Origin of the sequence: Streptomyces sp. CBMA156 (assembly GCF_014596515.1) — a bacterium.
Taxonomy (GTDB): domain Bacteria; phylum Actinomycetota; class Actinomycetes; order Streptomycetales; family Streptomycetaceae; genus Kitasatospora.
Window position 1 is genome coordinate 1 of sequence record NZ_MSJQ01000102.1, and the last position, 18,301, is coordinate 18,301.

The window sequence follows — 18,301 nt, forward strand, 5'->3', positions numbered from 1 at the left end:
GCCCGGCCAGCGCGCGCAGCCGGCGGTCCGCCTCGTCGGCGGGCATCCGGCGCCGGTCGCCGTGGCCGGGCAGCAGCCACTCGAAGCGCAGCACGCCGAGGCCGCGCTCCAGCGAGGCGGCGAGTTCCTCGATCGAGTACCAGGTCACCGACTCGGCCACCTCCATGTCCCCGGTGGTGCGGGACCAGTACAGGCTGTCGCCGCTGAAGCAGTACCGCTCGTCCACGACGTAGAGCACGCTGCCCCGGGTGTGGCCGGGGAACGGGTGGGCGACCAGGCCGGGCGAGACCTCCGTCGGCCCGGTGCCGCACAGCACCCGGTCGGCGTCGGGCGCCGCGTCCAGGTCGCCCTCGTGGATCCGGAGCCGGGCACCCAGCCGGTCGGCGTACGCCCGGCCGTGCGCGGCGTGGTCGCGGTGGGTGAGCAGGACGTCGGTGACCGGGCCGAGCGCGGCGTAGCGGGCCGCGAGGGCCTCGCTGTAGCGCGGCGTGTCGACCATCACCCAGCCGGTGGGGCGGCGGCAGAGGTAGGAGTTGGCGCCCGCGGTGTGGCGGGAGTTGTGGCCGAGCAGCAGCAGGTCGTCGGCGAGGGCCAGCGGGAACGGGTCCCCGGCCGGGTCGAGCGGCCCGGTGCCGGGGCGGACGGACCTGGTCGGGCAGGCGTGGGCGGCGGCGAGCAGCTGCCGGCGCTCGTCCGCGTCGCGCGGCTGGCGGATCAGCTCCGAGCGGCCCGCGTGCTCGCGGACCAGACCGGGCGCGAGCTGCCGGGCGACGTCGCAGTTGGTGCACCGGTCGTCGATGAACCAGTTCTCGGGCGGGCCGGAGCGCGGTTCGGTGGTCATGGCTGCCTTCCCCAGCAGGACGGCGGCCGGCGCGGCCGCTCCCTTCGAGCATCCGCCGGACCGGCCGGAAAGCGGAAGGGGGCACGGATCTTGCCCTTTTCCGGGGGTGGCCGTCTGCGGGCGGGAGCCGCCGGTGGGGGCACGTGGCCCATCTCACGTGGCCGCGGGGTCACCTACGGTGGCGTAGGTTACTTGATTGGGTGAACTATCTCTTTCATGCCGCATCTCCAGGAGACCCTCGACCTCGATTCGTACGCCGCCATCGGCGACAGCTTCACCGAGGGTGTGGGCGACCCCGCCGCCGACGGCAGATTCGCCGGGTGGGCCGACCGGCTCGCCGGAATCCTGGCCGACGGACGCCCGCCGGGCGCCTTCCGCTACGCCAACCTCGCGGTGCGCGGCCGGCTGCTGGACCAGATCGCCGCCGAGCAGGTGCCGGAGGTCCGCCGCCTCCAGCCCGACCTGGTCACCTTCTGCGCCGGCGGCAACGACATCCTCCGCCCCGGCAGCGACCCGGACGAGGTCGCCGGGCGCTTCGAGGCCGCCGTCGTGGAACTCGCCGAGAACGCCGGGACGGTGCTGATCTGCACCGGCTTCGACACCAGGGACGTGCCGCTGCTGAAGCACCTGCGCGGCAAGATCGCCACGTACAACGGACACATGCGCGCGGTCGCCGACCGCAACGGCTGCGCGGTGGCCGACCTGTGGTCGCTGCGCGCGGTGCAGGACCGCCGCGCCTGGAGCGAGGACCGCCTGCACCTGTCCGCCGAGGGCCACCAGCGGGTCGCCCTGCTGGCCGCCCGCTCGCTGGGCCTGCGCACCGGGCAGGACCCGGAGGCCCCGTGGCCGGACGCCCGCGTGCTCACCCCCGCCGACCAGCGCCGGGAGAACATCCAGTGGGCCCGCGAGTACCTGCTGCCCTGGGTCGGCCGGCGGCTGCGCGGCGAGTCCTCGGGCGACCACGTCGAGGCCAAGCGGCCGGAGCTGCTCCCGCTCTGACGGTTCGTCAGGATGTCTTGCCGGGCACGGCTCCGGGCGCCGCGTCGGATACGGCGCCGGGCGCCCGGTCGGGCGCTGCGCCGGGTACCGCGGTCCGGGAGGTCCGCAGGAGCCGGTGGAGCACCCCGGCGCACCCCGCGCCGACCAGGTACCAGAGCAGGTCCGGCGGGTTGAAGGTCGAGCCCAGCACCAGCCGGGCCAGGGTGCTGTGCCGCCCCCAGTCGTCCGGCAGGCCGGTGAGCTGGAACAGCTCCACGGCCCAGCTGAGCCCGGCGGCCAGGGCCGCGGCGCGGGCGGGGCGCAGCCGTGGGGCGGCCAGCACGAGCAGCGCGTGGAGCAGGACCGTGTAGAGCGCGTCCCCCGCGTACTTGGCGAGGTCCCCGCCCAGGACCGCCCGTACGCCGAGGCCGGCCGTCACCGTCAGCACGGCGGCGAGGCCGGCCGCCGGGCGGGTACGCCGGTGGGCCCGACGGGCGCTCCCCCCGAGATCGTTCATCCGCCCCACGCTACCCCCGCGCCCCACGCGCGCCGCTCCGGCCCCACTCCACCACCACCCCACCACCGCGCCCCACAAGCGGACCCCCGCCCGCCGGAACCACCGCGCGGCGCCGGACGTCACTCCCCCCGACGAACGTCCGCGCAGGTCGCGGGCGGGGTGAGGACCGGAAGGGACGGGCGGGAACAGTGGCGCACGCGGGTGGGGCCGAGGCGGTCGGGACGCGGCCGACGGCGGCGGAGAGGGAGGAGCGGACCAGGCGCGGGTTCGCGGTGGCCGGGTTCGCCCCGGCGCAGGACGGGCGGGGGCGGGAGCGGGGCAAGGCACTGCGGACCCGGGTGCCCCGGGAGCGGCACGCGGAGTTCGCGCCCGCGCCCGGCCGGCCGACGGCCGTGACCGCGCTGGAGGCCTCCAACGCGGGCCGAATAGCCGGGCTGGTGCCGATCCGGGTCGGCCGGATGGCGGCCGGTCCGTTCGCGTTCCTGCGCGGATCGGCCGGGCTGATGGGCGCCGACCTCGCGGGCACCCCGGTGACCGGTGTGGACGCGCAGCTGTGCGGCGACGCGCACGCCGCCAACTTCGGCCTGTACGGCGACGCGCGCGGCCAGATCGTGCTGGACATCAACGACTTCGACGAGACCGTCCCCGGCCCCTGGGAGTGGGACCTCAAGCGGCTCGCCGCCAGCCTGGTGCTGGCCGCCCGGGAGACCGGAGCGGGTGAGGACACCGCGCGCGAGGCCGCCCAGCACGCGGCCGGTTCCTACCGCCGGACCATGCGCACCCTCGCCAAGCTGCCCACCCTGGACGCCTGGAACGCCATCGCGGACGAGCAGTTGGTCTCGTTCGCCGAGGCGCACGACCTCGCGGACGTGCTGCGCAAGGTCGGCGCGAAGGCGCTCGGCAACACCAGCGCCCGGTTCGCCGCCCGCAGCACCGCCCGTACCGCGGACGGCGGTTGGCGCTTCACGGCCGCTCCCCCGGTGCTCACCGAGGTGACCGACGCGACCGCCCGCGCCGTCGCGCACGCGCTCGGCCCGTACGTCGAGACGCTGCCGGCCGAGGTGCGCACCCTGCTGTCCCGCTACCGGGTGCAGGACGTGGCGTTCCGGGTGGTGGGCACCGGCAGCGTGGGCACCCGCTCGTACGTGGTGCTGCTCACCGACCACCGGGACCAGCCGCTGGTGCTCCAGGTGAAGGAGGCCCGCCCGTCCGCGCTGCTGCCGTACCTGCCGAACGCGCCGCAGCCGGCGCCGGACGGGCACGAGGGCCGCCGGGTGGTGCTCGGCCAGAAGCACATGCAGGTGGTCAGCGACACCCTGCTGGGCTGGACCACGGTCGACGGACTCCCGTACCAGGTGCGCCAGTTCCGCAACCGCAAGGGAAGCGTCGACCCGGCCGCACTGCTTCCGGCCCAGTTGGACGACTACGCGCGGATCACCGGCGCCCTGCTGGCCCGGGCGCACGCCCACACCTCCGACCCCGCCCTGCTGGCCGGGTACTGCGGCAAGAGCGAGGTGCTGGACGAGGCGGTCGCCGCCTTCTCGGTGGCCTACGCGGACCGCACCGAGGCCGACCACGCGGACCTGCTGACGGCGGTGCGCAGCGGGCGGCTGCCGGTCGAACACGGCGTCTGACCGCCGCGCCGTTCCTGGCCCGGCGAGCTCACCGGGCCGGGCTCACCGGGCCAGGAACGGCGCCACCGCGGCGACGAACTCGGCGGGCCGGGCACCGTGCACCAGGTGCCCGGCCTCGACGGTGACCAGGCGGCAGTCCGGGATCAGCCGGGCGAGTTCGGCGATCCGCTCCTGCGGGACGTGGCTGGCCGGGCCTCCGGCGACCACCAGCGTGCGGGCGGTGATCCCGGCCAGCCCCGCCCGCCAGGCCGGGTCGGGGTCGTCGAGCTGGGCCCTGACCGCCCGGACCATCGCCCAGTCGAAGTGCACGTCCGGGTCCCGGTCCTCGGGCAGCGCGGTCGCCGGGCGCGGGTGGAGGGCGGGGATCTCCTCCAGGACCAGCCGGTCGATCCGCTCCGGCACGGCCTGGGCGAGCAGGTAGGCGACGGCGCCGCCCATCGAGTGGCCGGCCAGGTCGACGCGGGCGAGGCCGAGGGCGTCCAGGAAGGCCAGCACGTCGTCCCGCATCGCCTCCAGTGAGTAGCCGGCGGTGCGGGCGCTGTCCCCGTGGCCGCGCAGGTCGAGCGCGTACACGTGGTGGGCGGGGGCAAGGCCCGGCAGCACGGTGTCCCAGTCCGCGGCGCGCTCGCCGAGGGCGTGCAGCAGGACCAGCGGCGGGCCTCCGGGCGGGCCGCTCTCGCGGTAGGCGAGCGTCACTCCGGGCAGGTCCACGGTCCGGTTCCGTCCTTCGGTCATGCCGTCACGGTACGCGCCGACCACCGGTCAGCGGACCGGTGTTCGCCCTCGGCTCATCGCGACCGGTGCGCCCTCGCGCCGCTCGCGCGCGGTGGCGCGGCCCGCGAACACCGAGGCCAGGACGGCGAGTCCGGCGACCGCGGCGCACACCACGCTCGCGGTCAGGAAGGCGGAGCGGTGCCCGCCGCCCCCGGTGGTCTCCCGCAGGTAGACCCCGGACAGCGCCGAGACCGCGACCGCCGCCGCGATCCGCTGGGTCATCTGCAGGATCGCCCCGCTCACCCCGGCCGCCTCGGCCGGCGCGTGGCGCAGCACGTACGCCTGGTTGGTGGAGCCCATCAGGCCGACCGAGGCGCCGCCGAGCAGTTGCAGCAGCGCCAGCAGCCAGGGCAGCACGGCGTCGGGTGCCCAGGCCGCGAGCAGTCCGCTGAGCAGCATGGCGAGGGCGGAGCCGGCCATCCCCGCGGTGACGGTGCGCCGGCCGTACCGCTGGACGACCCGCCAGGCGAGCGCGGAGGCGACGCCCATCGCGACGGCGGAGGGCAGCACGACCAGCGCGGCGCCCACCGGGGAGAGCCCGAGGCCGTCCTGGAGGAACATCGTCAGGACCAGCGAGGCGGCGAGCGAGGAACCGAACTGGGCCATCGCGGTGGCGGTGCCCAGCGCGTACGGCGCGGAGCGGGTGAGCGCGGGGTGGATCAGCGGGTGGCCGCCCGTCCTGGCGAGGCGGCGCTGCCACCGGGCGAGCGCGCCGAGCAGCAGCAGCGCGGCCGCCGCGAAGGCGAGCCAGCCGCTCCAGCCGGGCGGCCGGACGAAGGGCAGCATCAGGGCCAGGGTGAGTGCGCCGACCAGCAGCAGGCCGAGCACGTCGAGGTCGGCGTTCCTGCTGCTGGGGCGGGGCTTCGGCAGGTGGCGGGCCGCCAGGACGACGGTGGCCAGGCCGAAGGGGACGTTGAGCAGGAAGGTCAGCCGCCAGCCGTCCTCGGGACCGGCCAGGGCGAGCACCGCGCCGCCGATCGGCGGGCCGAGGGCGAAGGCGAGGCCGCCGGTGACGGCGTACATGCCGAGGGCGCGGGTCCGCAGCTGCCCGTCGAAGACGTCCTGGATGGTGCCGATCATCTGGGAGTTGACCAGGCCCGCGCCCGCACCCTGGAGCAGCCGGGCGACGATCAGCACCCCGGGCTCGGTGGCGGTCGCGGAGACCAGGCTGACCAGGGTGAACAGGGCGAGGCCGGTGACGAAGAACCACTTGCGGCCCAGGACGTCGCCCAGCCGCCCGCCGGGGATGAGCGCGAGACCGAAGGCGAGCGAGTAGCCGGCGACGATCCACTGGAGGTCGGCCGAGCCGGCGTGCAGGCTCTCGCGCAGGGCGGGGACGGAGGTGTTGAGGACGGACTGGTCGAGCAGCGTGGTGAAGCCGCCCGCGACGCAGACCAGCAGCACCCGGCGCCCGGCGGCGTCGAAGCGCTCCTTGGGCTCCCCGGGTTCCTTCGCTATCGGGCCGGTGGCGGCGCTCACGGTTCGACCACCACCAGCGCGTACCGGGCCGCGTCCGGGCCGAGGCTGCGGAACCTGCTCGTGCCGCCGACGTAGCGCAGGCAGTCGCCGGGGCCGAGCGGCTGGGCCTCGCCGTCCACGGTCAGCTCCAGGCGCCCCTCGAACAGCCAGAGGTGGTGTTCCCGCCCGGGGGTGCAGGCGCGGTCGTACGCGATGTCCGCGCCGGCCGGCAGCAGGCCCTCGATGATCTCCGCCCGCAGCGAGCCGTGCGGCGGCGAGACCGACCGGCGGACGAACCCGCTCTCCTCGTCCCGCCAGATCTGCTGTTCCCCGGCCCGCACCAGCCGGGCCGGGCCCGACTCCACCTCGGCGAGCAGCCGCGACATCGTCCGCCCGTACACGGCGCACAGCCGCCCGAGCAGCGCGGCCGTCGGGCTGACCTCCGCCCGCTCCACCCGGGACAGCGTCGAGCGGCTGACGTCCGCCCGGCGCGCCAGCTCCTCCAAGGTCCACCCGTGTTCCAGCCTCAGCTCGGCGAGCCGCTGCGCCAGCCGTTCGTCGCCGGCCATGTCGATTCCCATATTCGCGATGCTATCCCGGATATGAGATCCACTCCCGGGACTTCGTCGGCCCCACCGCCCGCGGGCGGCCCCGGAGGTGCCTGCGCCGCCGCCGACAGGTGGCCGGTCCGGTGGCCGCCCTGACGTTCCGTCCGGAGCGGAACGGACGGGAACAGGCGGGAGCGGAACAGAGTCGGCAGGTCAGGGCCGACGGCGGGGACGAGGCCCCCCTGGCCTGCCGCCGGAGGGTTCCCCGGTTGACGGGCCCTCGGCCCGAAAGGGCCTGTGATCGTATGATGTGCGGCGAATCGTGGCCGGTCGGCGGCCCGTGAGCAAGGGGGACCAGCGTGTTCGGCATCATCAGACCGTGCAGGCATCGATTGTCCGAGCGCCTCCAGACCTCCTGGATGGCGCACCTGTGCGGGCTCTGCCTCGCGCTGCGGGACGACCACGGGCAGCTCGCCCGGACGGCGACCAACTACGACGGCCTGATCATCTCCGTGCTGGTCGAGGCCCAGGCCGCCCGGGAGGACTCCTCCTGGCGCCGCACCGCCGGGCCGTGCCCGCTGCGCGGCATGCGGACCGCCTCCGTCGCCAAGGGCGAGGGTGCCCGTCTCGCCGCCGCCGTCTCGCTGGCGCTCGCCTCCGTCAAGATCCGCGACCACGTCGAGGACCGGGACGGCGTCTTCGCCCGCCGCCCGGTCGCCGCCGGGGCCAGGGCCGTCACCCGGCGCTGGGACCGGAAGAGCGCGGGCAGCGCCTCGACGATCGGCTTCGACACCGCCGTCCTGCTGGACGCGGCCTCCCGGCAGGGCGAGCTGGAGCGGTCGCTCCGGCCGGGCGGGTCCGTCCTGCTCGTCACCGAGCCCACCGAGACCGCCACCTCGGCCGCCTTCGCCCACACCGCCGTGATAGCCGGACGCCCCGGCAACGCCGCCCCGCTCGCCGAGGCCGGACGGCTCTTCGGCCGGCTCGCCCACCTCCTGGACGCCGCCGAGGACCAGACCGCCGACGCGGCCTCGGGCGCCTGGAACCCGCTGACCGCCACCGGCACCGACCGGGCCGAGGCCGAACGGCTCTGCCGCGACGCCGTCCACGGCATCCGACTCGCGCTGCGCGAGGTCGAACTGAGCGACCGCACGCTGGTCCACGTGCTGCTCGCGCACGAGACCGAGCGCGCGGTCGAGCGGGTCTTCGGCCCGGCCCGGCACACCGCGAGCTGCCGCCACCCCGACGCGGCGGGCACCGCCACGGGCGAGCACCCGCACCAGGCGCCGCCGCAGGAGACGCCGCCCGGCCAGGCGCCGGTCCCGCCGTGGGTGCCGCAAGGACCGGGCTTCACCCCACCCGGCCAGCAGCCGCCGAACCCCCGCAACCTGCTCGCCGGGTGCGCGATGTGGGCGCTGATGGCCTGCACCTGCCAGCTGCTCTGCTGCGACCACAACGACCCGTACAGCCGCGAACCCCGCGAGGGCTTCTGCGTGCGGAACGACTGCGGCGAGTGCGGCAACTGCCCCGACTGCGGCGACTGCTGCAACTGCTGCGACGGGTGCGACTGCTGCGATGGTTGCGACTGCTGCTCGTGCGACTGCGGCTGACCGGTCAGCCCTCCGGCTCCGCGCCCTCCCCGCCTTCGCTCCCGTACCGGGCGGCCGTCACCGGCCCGGGGTGCCCCCGCAGCACCCCGGGCCGGTCCGCGGTCCGGCGCTCCCCGGCCTCGCCCCGCCGCCAGAGCGGCAGCACCGCGACCGGCTGCGCCGCCACCACCGGCGGCACGGCCACCGGGCGCAGCTCGGCGCACTCAGGCATCGCGCCCCGCCGCCTTCCGGTCCACCACCAGCGAGTCCTCCAGTCGCGCCAGCAACTGCCGGAACCGCTCGGCGTCCTGCTCCGTCATCCGTCCCTCGGGCAACGCCCCCGGCCGCTCGGCCGCTCTCTCGTTCACGGGCCCGAGGCTAGCCGGTGGCGATCAATGGGCGATAAACGCGCGTTCGGGTGAAAAGCGCTTGCCCGGTGCGGTCCGGCCCGGAACCATCACGCCTCATGACGCCCCATCGGCACCATCCGACACCCCGGCTCCCCCGCCCGGTGGCCCTGGTGACCGGGGTGGGCCGGACGGCCGGCATCGGCGCCGGGATCGTCGCGCCGACCAGCGACCACACCGTGGGCAACCTCCCGTACGGAGCCGGCAAGGGTGCCCTGGACCGCATCGTGCTCGCCGCCGCCCACGAGTCCGCCCACCTCGGGGTGACCGCCGACGTCGTCGACCCGGGCCCGGCGGACACCGGCTGGATGGACCGGGAAACCAGGGACGAGCTGCGCGGGCGCGCCCCGCTCGGCTGCCTCGGCACCCCGCTCGACGCCGCGCACCTGGTGGACTTCCTCTGCTCACCGCAGGGCCAGTGGGTCACCGGGCAACTGCTGACGAGCAACGGCGGCCTGGCGTAGGGCGTGTCCGGCAGCTCCCGCCGGCCGCCCGGGACTACCGGGCCGGCGTCGTCGCGTCCAGGAGCAGCCGGGCGGCCTCCCTGGCGTCGGCGGCGGCCGTCGGGTCGCCGTGGACGGCGGCGCTGGTGATCGCGCCCTCGGCCAGCAGGGCCAGGTGGACGGCCGTGGCGGGCGGGGCCCCGGCGGCCTCGGTCAGGCCCGCGAGGTAGCTGCCGAACTGCTCCTTGTGGTGCCGGGCTGCGGCCACCACCGCGGGGCTGGAGGCGCCCAGTTCGCCGAGGGAGTTGACGAACGCGCAGCCCCGGAAGCCGGGCTCGGCGAACCACCGGCCGAGCCAGTCGAAGACCGCGAGCAGCTGCTCCCCCGGGGTGCCGCCGGCGCGGGAGACGTACACCGCGAGGCTCGCCCGCCAGCGGCCGTCGCGGCGCAGCAGGTACGCCTCGACGAGTTCCCCCTTGGACGGGAAGTGCTGGTAGAGGCGGCGCATGGTCAGGCCGGAGGCGGCCCGGACGGCGTCCATGCCGACCGCCTGGACGCCCTGCCCGTAGAACAGCTCCTCGGCCGCGTCGAGGATCCGGGTCCGGGGGTCTTCCTGATCCATCTGCCGTGCCCTTTGCGTGAGAACGATGGTTCTCCTATCGTAGCCAGAGCAACGAGAACGGTCGTTCTCACTTGCGGAACACCCATTCCCGAGGGAGTCACCCATGCCCGAGACCGGCACCGAGCAGCGCCCGCCCCTGCCCCCGTTCACCGAGGAGACCGCCCGCCGGAAGGTGCGCGCCGCCGAGGACGCCTGAAACACCCGCGACCCGCGGCGCGTCGCCCTCGCCTACACACCGGACAGCCGCTGGCGCAACCGCTCCGAGTTCCTCACCGGCCGCGAGCGGATCGCCGACTTCCTCACCCGCAAGTGGCAGCGCGAGCAGGACTACCGCCTGATCAAGGAACTCTGGGCGTACGACGGCGACCGCATCGCGGTCCGCTTCGCCTACGAGTGGCACGACGACGCCGGCCACTGGTTCCGCTCCTACGGCAACGAGAACTGGGAGTTCGACCGCAACGGCCTGATGGCCCACCGGCACGCCTCCATCAACGACCTGCCGATCACGGCCGCGGAGCGCCTGTTCCACTGGCCGCTCGGCCGCCGTCCCGACGACCACCCCGGCCTCACCGGACTCGGCCTCTGAACCCGGGCCCCGCGGCCCGGCGCGGCACCGACACACGGCCGGGACACCTTTACCGGACCCTGATCCAACCGATGGACGGATGAGACCCGGTCCACACAGAAGCCTGACGTGCCACGCCTAGCGTGCCGGACATGCCGAAGACACCTGGAACGTCAGCCACCGACCGGACCCTCCCCCGCGGGCTCGCCGCCGTGGGCGCCCTCCTGCTGAGCGCGGCCACGGCGGCGGTGCTGCTGCCGAACACGGCCCTCGCCGCGGAGAGCGAGTCCGTCACCACGCACTCCGGCGCCACGACCGCCGCGGAGCGCGGCCGGATCGACGCCTACTGGACCCCCGACCGGATGAAGCTGGCGGGCGCCCTGGTCCCCGAGATCACACCCGTGCCCGAGGACGACAACACGCCCGACGACCCGCGGCCGCTGCCCGCCGGCACCCCGGACCCCGGGGCCGTGTGGACCCACGGCGGAGCGGTGAGCAGGAGCGTCGGCCGGCTCTTCTTCACCTTCTCCGACGGCTACGACGGCAGTTGCACCGCCACCGTCGTCGCCGCCGCGAACCGCAGCACCGTCGTCACGGCGGCCCACTGCCTGCGCGGCGTCGGAGCCTCCGCCACCGACGACACCTGGAACCACAACCTGTACTTCGTGCCCGGCTACCGCAACGGCACGAAGCCGCTCGGCGGCTTCACCGTCAGGAGCGTGGCCACCTCGTCCCGCTGGGACGCCGGCCCGACCTCGGACGCCGTCGCCGTGGCCGGCTTCGACACCGGGGTCCTCGTCGCGAACTGCTCGGCCGACGGACGAAGGGTCGCGGACGTCACCGGAAGCCAGCGGATCGCGTTCACCCGGCCCGCCGCGGGCGAGTTCGTCCACGCCTTCGGGTATCCGAAGGAGCGGCTCAACGACCCGAGCGGCAAGTACACCGGTTCACGCATGATCCACTGCGCCGGTCCGGCCGGGCCCGGCACCACGGCACCGATCCTGTGGGGCGAGGCCTGCGACATGTCGCACGGGGCGAGCGGCGGCCCCCACTTCACGCACTTCGACACCCGGACCGGCACCGGCACCGTCGTCGGCGTCACCACCACCACCGAGGAACTCGCGGGCGGCCCGGCCGGCACGCTCTACGCCACCCGCCTCGGCGACAGCGCCCGCCGCCTCTACGACTGGGCGCAGAGCCGGCCGGTCTGACCTCCCGCCCACGCCGGCCCCGCCCGGCCGGGGCCCGGTGGGCCAGGGCCGACACGGCCCGGGCCCGGGAGGCCAAGGCTCGGGAGGCCCGGGCCCGGGAGGGCGCTACGCCCCGCCCTCCTGAGCCAGCATCACCTTCCGCAGCAGGTCCGCCAGGGTGCGCCGCTCCCGCTCGGACAGCACCCCGAGCAGCCGGCGCTCCTCCCGGCCGACCACGTCCAGCGCCTCCTGCCAGGCCGCACGCCCGGCCTCGGTGAGCAGGATGTCGACCTTCCTGCGGTCCTCCGTGGACGGCGTGCGCAGCACGAAGCCGCGCCGCTCCAGGGCCTCCAGCCGGCCGGTGACCGAGGCCGGTGCGAGGTTGAGGTCGGCCCGCAGGTCCGAGGGGGCGGCGTGGCCGCCGCGCCCGGCGAGCACGTGCAGGGTGTCGAACTCGTGCTTGTGCAGGCCGAAGTCGGCGACGCCCTGCTCACGGACCCGGCCGAGATGGCGGGTGAGCCGGGACATCCGGGTGACGGAGGCCTCGATGTCCGGGTCGAGGCCGGGCAGCACCGGCTGCCAGCGGTCGACGTGACCGTCCGTCCAGTCGCGGGGCTCCGTCCGATTGCGGGGCTCTGTCCGGTCGCCGGGCTCCGGGCGGTCGCCGCGGGGCGGAGTGCGCTGCTCAGGAGGGTGCTCGGCCATGGGAGAAGTCTACAAACCCTAAAACAACGGCACCGAAATATTCGTTGCCAAAATTTCGTCACCGAAATACAGTGCGGCGCGTGACTCCGCACCCCCTGCGCCAGGGAGGCTTCCGCCTGCTCTTCATCGGCCGGACGGTCTCCACCCTCGGCGACGCCGCCGTCCCGGCCGCCCTCGCCATCGCCGTCACCCGCGCCACCGGCTCCGCCGCCGCGCTCGCCCTGGTCCTGGGCTGCGCGATGGTGCCGAGGCTGCTCCTGCTGCCGGTCGGCGGCGTGGTCGGGGACCGCTTCGACCCCCGGCTGGTCGCCCTCACCACCGACCTGGTCCGGGCCCTGGCCCAGCTCCTGGTCGGCCTGGAACTGCTCGGCGAGCAGCCGGGCCTGGCACACATCGCGGCCGCCTCGGCGGTCGGCGGCATCGCCTCCGCCTTCGCCATGCCCACCGCCTCGCCGCTGGTCGCGACCACCGTCCGAGGCGAGCTGCGGCTGCGGGCCAACGCCCTGCTCGGCACCGCGACCGGCGGCGCCCGCCTCGCCGGCCCGGCACTCGCCGGACTCCTGGTGTACACCGCCGGGCCCGGCTGGGCCTTCGTACTGGACGGCGCCTCGTTCCTGCTGAGCGCCGCCCTGCTCACCCGGCTCCGGATCGACCACGTGCCCGGCGAACCACGCTCACTGCGCCGGGACCTCGCCGAGGGCTGGAGCGAGGTGCGCTCCCGGGACTGGTACTGGACCAGCCTGATCGCCCACGGGGTGTGGAACGGCGCGAGCGCCGTGCAGCTCACCCTCGGCCCGCTGGTCGCCCACACCCGGCTCGGCGGCGACGGCGCCTGGGTGGCGCTGACCCAGGCCGGCGCGGTGGGCCTGCTGGCCGGCTCGCTGATCGCCGCAAGGCTGCGGCCCCGCCGCCCGGTGCTGGCCGGCAACCTCGCCCTCGCGCTGTACGGGCTGCCGCTGCTCGCCCTCGCGCTCCCCGCCCCGGTGCCGCTCGCGGTGGCCGCCCAGACGGTGGCGATGGCCGGGCTGGGCTTCCTCAACCCGGTCTGGGAGACGGTGGTCCAGCAGGACTTCCCGGCCGGGACGCTGGCCAGGGTCACCTCGTACGACTGGCTGCTCTCGCTGGCCGCCGCCCCGCTCGGGTACGCCCTGGCGCCGCTGGCCTCCGACGCCTGGGGCGACCGGGTGCCGCTGCTGGCGGCGGCCGGGCTGGTGACGCTGGTCTGCGCGGGTACGGCGGTGGTGCCCGGGGTGCGGCGGTACGGCACCCCGGGCACCACCGGGACCGTGCCAGGGCCGGTGACCGCACGGCCACCGGCCCGGGCCTGAGGCCGGCCCGAGGTCACCCTGCGGCCGGCCCCGACCCCGGCCCAGGGCGCGGACCCGGCCCCGGACCGTCGGTCAGAACCCGATCGCCGCGCTCAGTTCCAGATGCCGGTGATGTCGCTCGCGGAGGCCGCGTTGCCCGCGTGGCCGGTGGTGCCGGCCAGGTCCTCCAGGGTGCGCAGCACGTTGTAGTGGTTGTAGGTGGTGGCGCTGCTGCTGCCCGGCGTCACATGGGCACCGTAGATCACGGTCGGGATGCGGTTGCCGGACAGCTTGTTGTCCTCGTCGAAGGTGACGACCAGCAGGCTGTTGTGGGACTGGGCCCAGGTCGCGTACGCGCCCAGGTTGTTCTTGATCCAGGTGTCGCCGGTGCCGACCGAGCAGTCGTGCATGTCGCTGCAGAGGTTGGGCACCACGAAGGAGACGTTCGGCAGGGTGCTGTAGTCGGCCGGGAACTGGGCGAAGGTCTTCGCCGAGCTGAGCGGGACGTTGCCGAAGCCGAACCAGGGGTTGTGCTTCTGCGCGTAGCTGCCGCTGCTGCACACGGTGCTGCCCTGGCTGGGCAGGGACTCGTTGTAGCTGCCCCAGGTCTTGCCGGCGGCGATGACCTCGGAGGCCAGGTTGGCCGCCTGGAAGCCGCCGACCTTCACACAGCTGTCGTCGACGGTGCCCTGGGTGGAGCCGGAGAACAGCGCGTAGTAGTTCGGCTCGCTCGGGTGGGTGATGCCGAAGGACTGGGTGAGGTTGGCGCCGCCCGCCTTCAGGGTGTTGTTGATGTACGGGGCGCTGCTGCTGCCGATGACCTGGGTGTAGGCGTGGTTCTCCATCACCACGACGACGATGTGGTCGGGCGTGGGCAGCGCGGCGGCCTGGGCGGTGGTGGCGGTGGCCGCCCACAGGCCGGCGGAGGCGGCGACCAGGGCGACGGCGGAGCCGATCGCGGTCGCGGTGCGACGGGAGCGGGGGCTCAGGGGCTTCGTGGACGAAGTCATGACAATTCCTCGGGTAGCAGACGGCCCGGCGAGGGGGAGCTCCGTCGTCGGTGAGGGGGAAGCCGGTGCGGCGAGCGCACCGGAGTGCGCGACAGCGCCCGAACAGCATGGGGCGCGTCGCTTGACGCGGGTAGACGACGGCAGGTGAAGCCTTGGCCCCGGAGCGGGAAACGAACGGTGCGGCCACCGAACTCGGCATCGACAACGGAGAATGCGGGCGAATCGGTTCACATTGCCATGGACCGCCCAAGCCGGTGATAGTGATCTCCGAACGGCGCGGTCGGACACCGCGTCAGCTGACGAGAGAGCCGAGAAACATGGCGAAGACCAGTCTTCTGCGTCCCCTCGCGGTGGCCGCCGCCGGCGCCGTCCTGGTGGCGACCGGTGCCCTGCCCGCCGCGGCCGCCGGCCAGGACGCCGCCGACCCGACCGCCCCCGACCTCGCCGGGGTGCAGGCCGCCCTCCAGGCCACCACCGCGGCCGGCGCCCCGGGCGCGTTCGCGGTGATCCGCGACCACGGCGCCGTCGACCGGACCCGCTCGGTGAACGTCGGCCTGGCCGACCTGGACGGGACCCCGATGAACTCCTCGTGGAAGTTCCGGGTCGGCAGCAACAGCAAGATGTTCACGGCCGTTCTCGTGATGCAGCTGGCGGAGGAGGGCCGGATCGACCTCGACCGCCCGCTGCGCGAGTACCTCCCCGAGGGCACCCTGCCGGAGACCTGGACCATGACGGGCCGCCAGGTGATGGAACACCGGGCGGGCGTCTACGACCACACCAACGACCTGCTGGAGCAGGCCGGCGAGGAGACCACCAGCGCGTTCGAGGCGCGTATCCGCACCAACGTGTACGACCCGCGCGCGCTGGTGGCGATGTCGGTGAAGCACGGTGTGCAGTACACCCCCGGCACCCGCTACTCCTACTCCAACACCGACTTCGTGCTGATGGCCCTGGCGGTCGAACACCTCACCGGCCAGCCGTTCGCCGAGGTGCTGAACGAGCGGATCATCCAGCCGCTCGGCCTGCGCAAGACCTCCTTCGTGGTGCCCGAGCAGGGGATGAGCGGCGCCCACGTCACCGGTTACCTGACCAACGACGACCGGGCCAAGCCGCTGCTGGACTCCACCGCGCAGACCGGCTCCTGGGTGTGGGCCGCCGGCGCCGTCATCTCCACCGCCGAGGACCTCGACCGCTTCCTCGGCGCCCTGATGGCCGGTGGCAACGGCGGACTCGTCTCGGACGCCTCGCTCCAGCAGATGACCGCCGCCCTGCCCACCCCCACCGCGAAGATCTCCTACGGCCTGGGCCTGCGCCGCATCTCGCTCTCCTGCGGCGACGTGTACGGGCACGGCGGCATCGTGCAGGGCTTCAACACGCAGTCCTTCACGACCCAGGACGGACGGCGCAGCGTGGTGGTCTTCGCCAACGCCTCCAACAACGGCTCGGTGACGCAGGGCCTGATGAACACCCTGGAGCCGGCCTTCTGCGGCAAGAAGCCCGCCGCAGCCCCGCGGACGGGCTTCGCCCCGGCCTCGGTGCCGGTCGACTCGCTGCCGGTGGTGGAGGACACCAGGATCTGACCCTCCGTCCGGCCTCGCGCCCGCTCCCGGTCCGACCGGGGCGGGCGCCTGCCGCTCCGGGGCACCTGCCGTCCCGGGCACATGCCGTCCGGACGCCGGTCAGTGCCTGGCGCCCGCCGAGCGCGGCCCTTCCGCGCTCAGGTCGGTGAGCGCCTCGGTGAGCAGCTCGCGGGCCTCCTCGGCGCGGCCCTGCTCGATCAGCGCGGTGCCCAGCTCGGTCAGGGTCTTGGTCATGCTGTCCGGCCGGCCCACTTCCTCGAAGTGCACCAGGGCCTGCCGGTAGGCCCGCTCGGCGGCCGGCCAGCGCTTCAACGCCGCGCGGTCCAGGCCGAGTTCGTGTGCCGTCATGGCCGCCAGCAGGTGGATCAGCGGCGAGGACCAGCGCTCCACCAGCTCCAGCGCCTCGGCCAGCGCCCGTCGGCGCGACTCCACCGCCTCCTCCGCCCGGCCGGACTCCCGCAGGCAGTTGGCGGCGCCGCGCAGGGTGACCAGCCGGCCGATCATCGCCGAGCGGTTGTCGACCTCGGCGAAGGCGTCCGCCGCCCGGTGGAAGGAGTCGGTCGCCTCGCGGTACCGCTGGAGGTAGCGCAGGCCGGAGGCGAGGTAGGTGAGCGCCCAGCCCTGCTGTTCCCGGTCGCCCACCGCGCGGGCCAGTTCCAGCCCCTCGGTGGCCAGTTCGACCCCGCGCTGGTAGCGGTGCAGGCAGGTGATGTGGGTCCAGGCCAGGTAGTTGACGTGCACCGCCTCGACCCGCCGGTCCCCGATCATCCGGGCGGCGTCCGCCGAGAGCTGGAACACCTCGGCCCAGATGCCCCAGCTCAGCAGCCGGTCGGAGAACCAGTGCATCGCCTCGGCGGTGTCCACCACCTCGCGGTACCGGCCGGCCCGCTGCGCCTGGTACAGGGCGGCCAGCCACTCCGGGTGCTCGTACTCCAGCCAGGCGGCCGCCTCGGTGAGGTGCGCGGTCGCGGAGCCGCCGGTGCCGGCGCCGGTGCCGTCCGCGGCGTGGTCCGGGTCGAACCGCAGCCCGTACCCCGCCGCCCGGCCGAGGATCCGGCGGCCGGCCCGGGTGCGGGCCTCGGCCAGCTCCTCGGCCGTCTCGTCGGCGGCCAGCCGCTCGCCCGCGTAGAGCCGCACCAGGTCGTGCAGGCGGTAGCGGTCCGGGGTGGCCGGCTGCATCAGCCCGGCGTCGACGAGCTGCTCCAGCACCAGCTCGGTGCGGCCCGCCGGCCGGCCCGCGTAGGCCGCGGCGATCTCCGCGGTGAAGTCCTGCCCCGCGGTCAGCGCGCAGCGACGGAGGACGAGTTGGGACTCGGCGGGCAGTCGCCGGTAGGACAGCTCGAAGGCCGGCCGGACGGCCAGGTCGCCGGTCTCCAGCAGGTCCAGCCGGTTCTCCTCGGCGGCGAGCTGGCGCACCAGGTGGGCGACCGGCTGCTGCGGGCGGGCGACCAGCCGCTGCCCGGCGATCCGCAGCGCGAGCGGCAGGTAGCCGCAGAGCCTGGCCAGTTCGGCGGTGGCGTCGGGCGCCGCCCCGATCCGCTCCTGGCCGGCGATCCTGGCCAGCAGGCCGGCCGCCTCGGCCGGGGAGAGCACGTCCAGGCTCAGCCGGTGCACCGACTCCAGGCCGGGCAGCACGTTGCGGCTGGTCACGATGGTCACGGCCGGGCCCGAACCGGGCAGCAGCGGGCGCACCTGGCTCTCGTCGGCGGCGTTGTCCAGCACCAGGACGAGTCGCCGCTCGCGGACCAGCGCCCGGTAGAGGCCGGCCCGTTCCTCCGTCCCCGCGGGCACCGCGGCGTCGGCGACGCCCAGGGCGCGCAGCACCTGGCCGAGCGCGTCCCTGGCGGGCAGCGGCTGCGCGGACATCCCGCCGAGGTCCAGGGAGAGCTGGCCGTCCGGGAAGCCCGGGGCCAGGACGTGGGCGGCGTGCAGGGCGAAGGAGGTCTTGCCGAGGCCGGGCTGACCGCTGACCAGCACCACCCGCGGGTGGGCGGGCCGCTCGTCCTCGGCCAGCCGGGCGAGCAGGGCGAGGGCGTCCTCCCGGGCCGTGAAGTCGGCGATGTCCCGGGGCAGCGCCAGGGCGCTCTGGCCGGCCTCGGCGAGGGCGACGGGCGGGGCGCCGGTGTCGGGCGG

The 18,301-nt window shown here is 75.0% G+C and carries 17 protein-coding genes and 2 pseudogenes; 8 read left to right on the forward strand and 11 right to left on the reverse strand.

All coding sequences use genetic code 11. The annotated features are described in order from the left end of the window. The coding region (locus BU198_RS08740) for a 4Fe-4S domain-containing protein (RefSeq protein WP_188296277.1) at positions 1 to 841 on the reverse strand (841 nt) is incomplete at its 3' end. Between the two features lie 216 nt (positions 842 to 1,057). Between BU198_RS08740 and BU198_RS08745 the strand changes: the two genes are divergently transcribed. After that, complete coding sequence (locus tag BU198_RS08745; protein WP_188296278.1) at positions 1,058 to 1,840, forward strand: SGNH/GDSL hydrolase family protein; 783 nt, start codon at positions 1,058 to 1,060, stop codon at positions 1,838 to 1,840. A 7-nt stretch (positions 1,841 to 1,847) separates the two neighbouring features. On the opposite strand, the gene BU198_RS08750 is transcribed toward BU198_RS08745, so the two are convergent. Beyond that, positions 1,848 to 2,336 (reverse strand): DUF2809 domain-containing protein, encoded by a 489-nt coding sequence (locus BU198_RS08750; RefSeq protein ID WP_188296279.1) that lies wholly within the window; start codon positions 2,334 to 2,336, stop codon positions 1,848 to 1,850. A 188-nt stretch (positions 2,337 to 2,524) separates the two neighbouring features. Between BU198_RS08750 and BU198_RS08755 the strand changes: the two genes are divergently transcribed. After that, the gene (locus tag BU198_RS08755) at positions 2,525 to 3,970 is read left to right on the forward strand and encodes a DUF2252 domain-containing protein (RefSeq protein WP_188296280.1); all 1,446 of its coding nucleotides are present in this window, start codon (positions 2,525 to 2,527) and stop codon (positions 3,968 to 3,970) included. 42 nt (positions 3,971 to 4,012) lie between these two features. Here the strand turns inward: BU198_RS08755 and BU198_RS08760 are convergent, their stop codons facing one another. From BU198_RS08760 to BU198_RS08770, 3 genes are read right to left on the reverse strand one after another with little or no spacing between them, the layout of a single operon-like run. After that, positions 4,013 to 4,705, reverse strand: a complete 693-nt coding sequence (locus BU198_RS08760) for an alpha/beta fold hydrolase (protein ID WP_188296281.1) — start codon at positions 4,703 to 4,705, stop codon at positions 4,013 to 4,015. A 27-nt stretch (positions 4,706 to 4,732) separates the two neighbouring features. Further along, positions 4,733 to 6,223, reverse strand: a complete 1,491-nt coding sequence (locus tag BU198_RS08765) for an MFS transporter (protein WP_317620030.1) — start codon at positions 6,221 to 6,223, stop codon at positions 4,733 to 4,735. Continuing rightward, entirely contained in the window at positions 6,220 to 6,783 is a 564-nt protein-coding gene (locus tag BU198_RS08770; RefSeq protein WP_188296282.1) for a helix-turn-helix domain-containing protein, read from the reverse strand. Before BU198_RS08770 ends, BU198_RS08765 begins: the two co-directional genes overlap by 4 nt. 326 nt (positions 6,784 to 7,109) lie before the next feature. On the opposite strand from BU198_RS08770, the gene BU198_RS08775 reads away from it, so the two are divergent. Beyond that, on the forward strand, positions 7,110 to 8,360 hold the full coding sequence (locus tag BU198_RS08775) for a DUF5685 family protein (protein ID WP_188296283.1): 1,251 nt from the start codon (positions 7,110 to 7,112) through the stop codon (positions 8,358 to 8,360). Between the two features lie 4 nt (positions 8,361 to 8,364). Here BU198_RS08775 and BU198_RS08780 read toward each other — a convergent pair whose 3' ends face one another. Then, complete coding sequence (locus BU198_RS08780) at positions 8,365 to 8,571, reverse strand: hypothetical protein (RefSeq protein ID WP_188296284.1); 207 nt, start codon at positions 8,569 to 8,571, stop codon at positions 8,365 to 8,367. Further along, complete coding sequence (locus BU198_RS08785; RefSeq protein ID WP_188296285.1) at positions 8,564 to 8,707, reverse strand: hypothetical protein; 144 nt, start codon at positions 8,705 to 8,707, stop codon at positions 8,564 to 8,566. Before BU198_RS08785 ends, BU198_RS08780 begins: the two co-directional genes overlap by 8 nt. Before the next feature lie 179 nt (positions 8,708 to 8,886). Here BU198_RS08785 and BU198_RS08790 point away from each other — a divergent pair. Then, positions 8,887 to 9,210, forward strand: a pseudogene (locus BU198_RS08790) (SDR family oxidoreductase); the annotation flags it as partial. Between the two features lie 34 nt (positions 9,211 to 9,244). On the opposite strand, the gene BU198_RS08795 reads toward BU198_RS08790, so the two are convergent. Beyond that, positions 9,245 to 9,811: a TetR/AcrR family transcriptional regulator gene (locus BU198_RS08795; RefSeq protein WP_188296287.1), complete on the reverse strand. Its 567-nt coding sequence runs from the start codon at positions 9,809 to 9,811 to the stop codon at positions 9,245 to 9,247. A 103-nt stretch (positions 9,812 to 9,914) separates the two neighbouring features. Between BU198_RS08795 and BU198_RS08800 the strand changes: the two are divergent. Beyond that, positions 9,915 to 10,397, forward strand: a pseudogene (locus BU198_RS08800) (DUF1348 family protein). Positions 10,398 to 10,528: 131 nt separating this feature from the next. Then, entirely contained in the window at positions 10,529 to 11,587 is a 1,059-nt protein-coding gene (locus BU198_RS08805) for a trypsin-like serine peptidase (protein ID WP_223244127.1), read from the forward strand. Positions 11,588 to 11,692: 105 nt separating this feature from the next. Here the strand turns inward: BU198_RS08805 and BU198_RS08810 are convergent, their stop codons facing one another. Beyond that, positions 11,693 to 12,271, reverse strand: coding sequence for a MarR family winged helix-turn-helix transcriptional regulator (locus BU198_RS08810; protein WP_188296288.1), 579 nt, complete (start codon positions 12,269 to 12,271; stop codon positions 11,693 to 11,695). 80 nt (positions 12,272 to 12,351) lie between these two features. Here BU198_RS08810 and BU198_RS08815 point away from each other — a divergent pair, with 80 nt between their 5' ends. Then, a complete protein-coding gene (locus BU198_RS08815; RefSeq protein ID WP_188296289.1) occupies positions 12,352 to 13,599 on the forward strand; it encodes an MFS transporter in 1,248 nt (415 codons plus the stop codon). Between the two features lie 92 nt (positions 13,600 to 13,691). Here BU198_RS08815 and BU198_RS08820 read toward each other — a convergent pair whose 3' ends face one another. Beyond that, positions 13,692 to 14,588: an alkaline phosphatase family protein gene (locus BU198_RS08820; protein WP_188296290.1), complete on the reverse strand. Its 897-nt coding sequence runs from the start codon at positions 14,586 to 14,588 to the stop codon at positions 13,692 to 13,694. Positions 14,589 to 14,905: 317 nt separating this feature from the next. Between BU198_RS08820 and BU198_RS08825 the strand changes: the two genes are divergently transcribed. Next, complete coding sequence (locus BU198_RS08825) at positions 14,906 to 16,168, forward strand: serine hydrolase domain-containing protein (RefSeq protein WP_188296291.1); 1,263 nt, start codon at positions 14,906 to 14,908, stop codon at positions 16,166 to 16,168. A 99-nt stretch (positions 16,169 to 16,267) separates the two neighbouring features. Here BU198_RS08825 and BU198_RS08830 read toward each other — a convergent pair. Continuing rightward, a partial coding sequence (locus tag BU198_RS08830) for an ATP-binding protein (RefSeq protein ID WP_188296292.1) occupies positions 16,268 to 18,301 on the reverse strand: 2,034 nt, incomplete at its 5' end.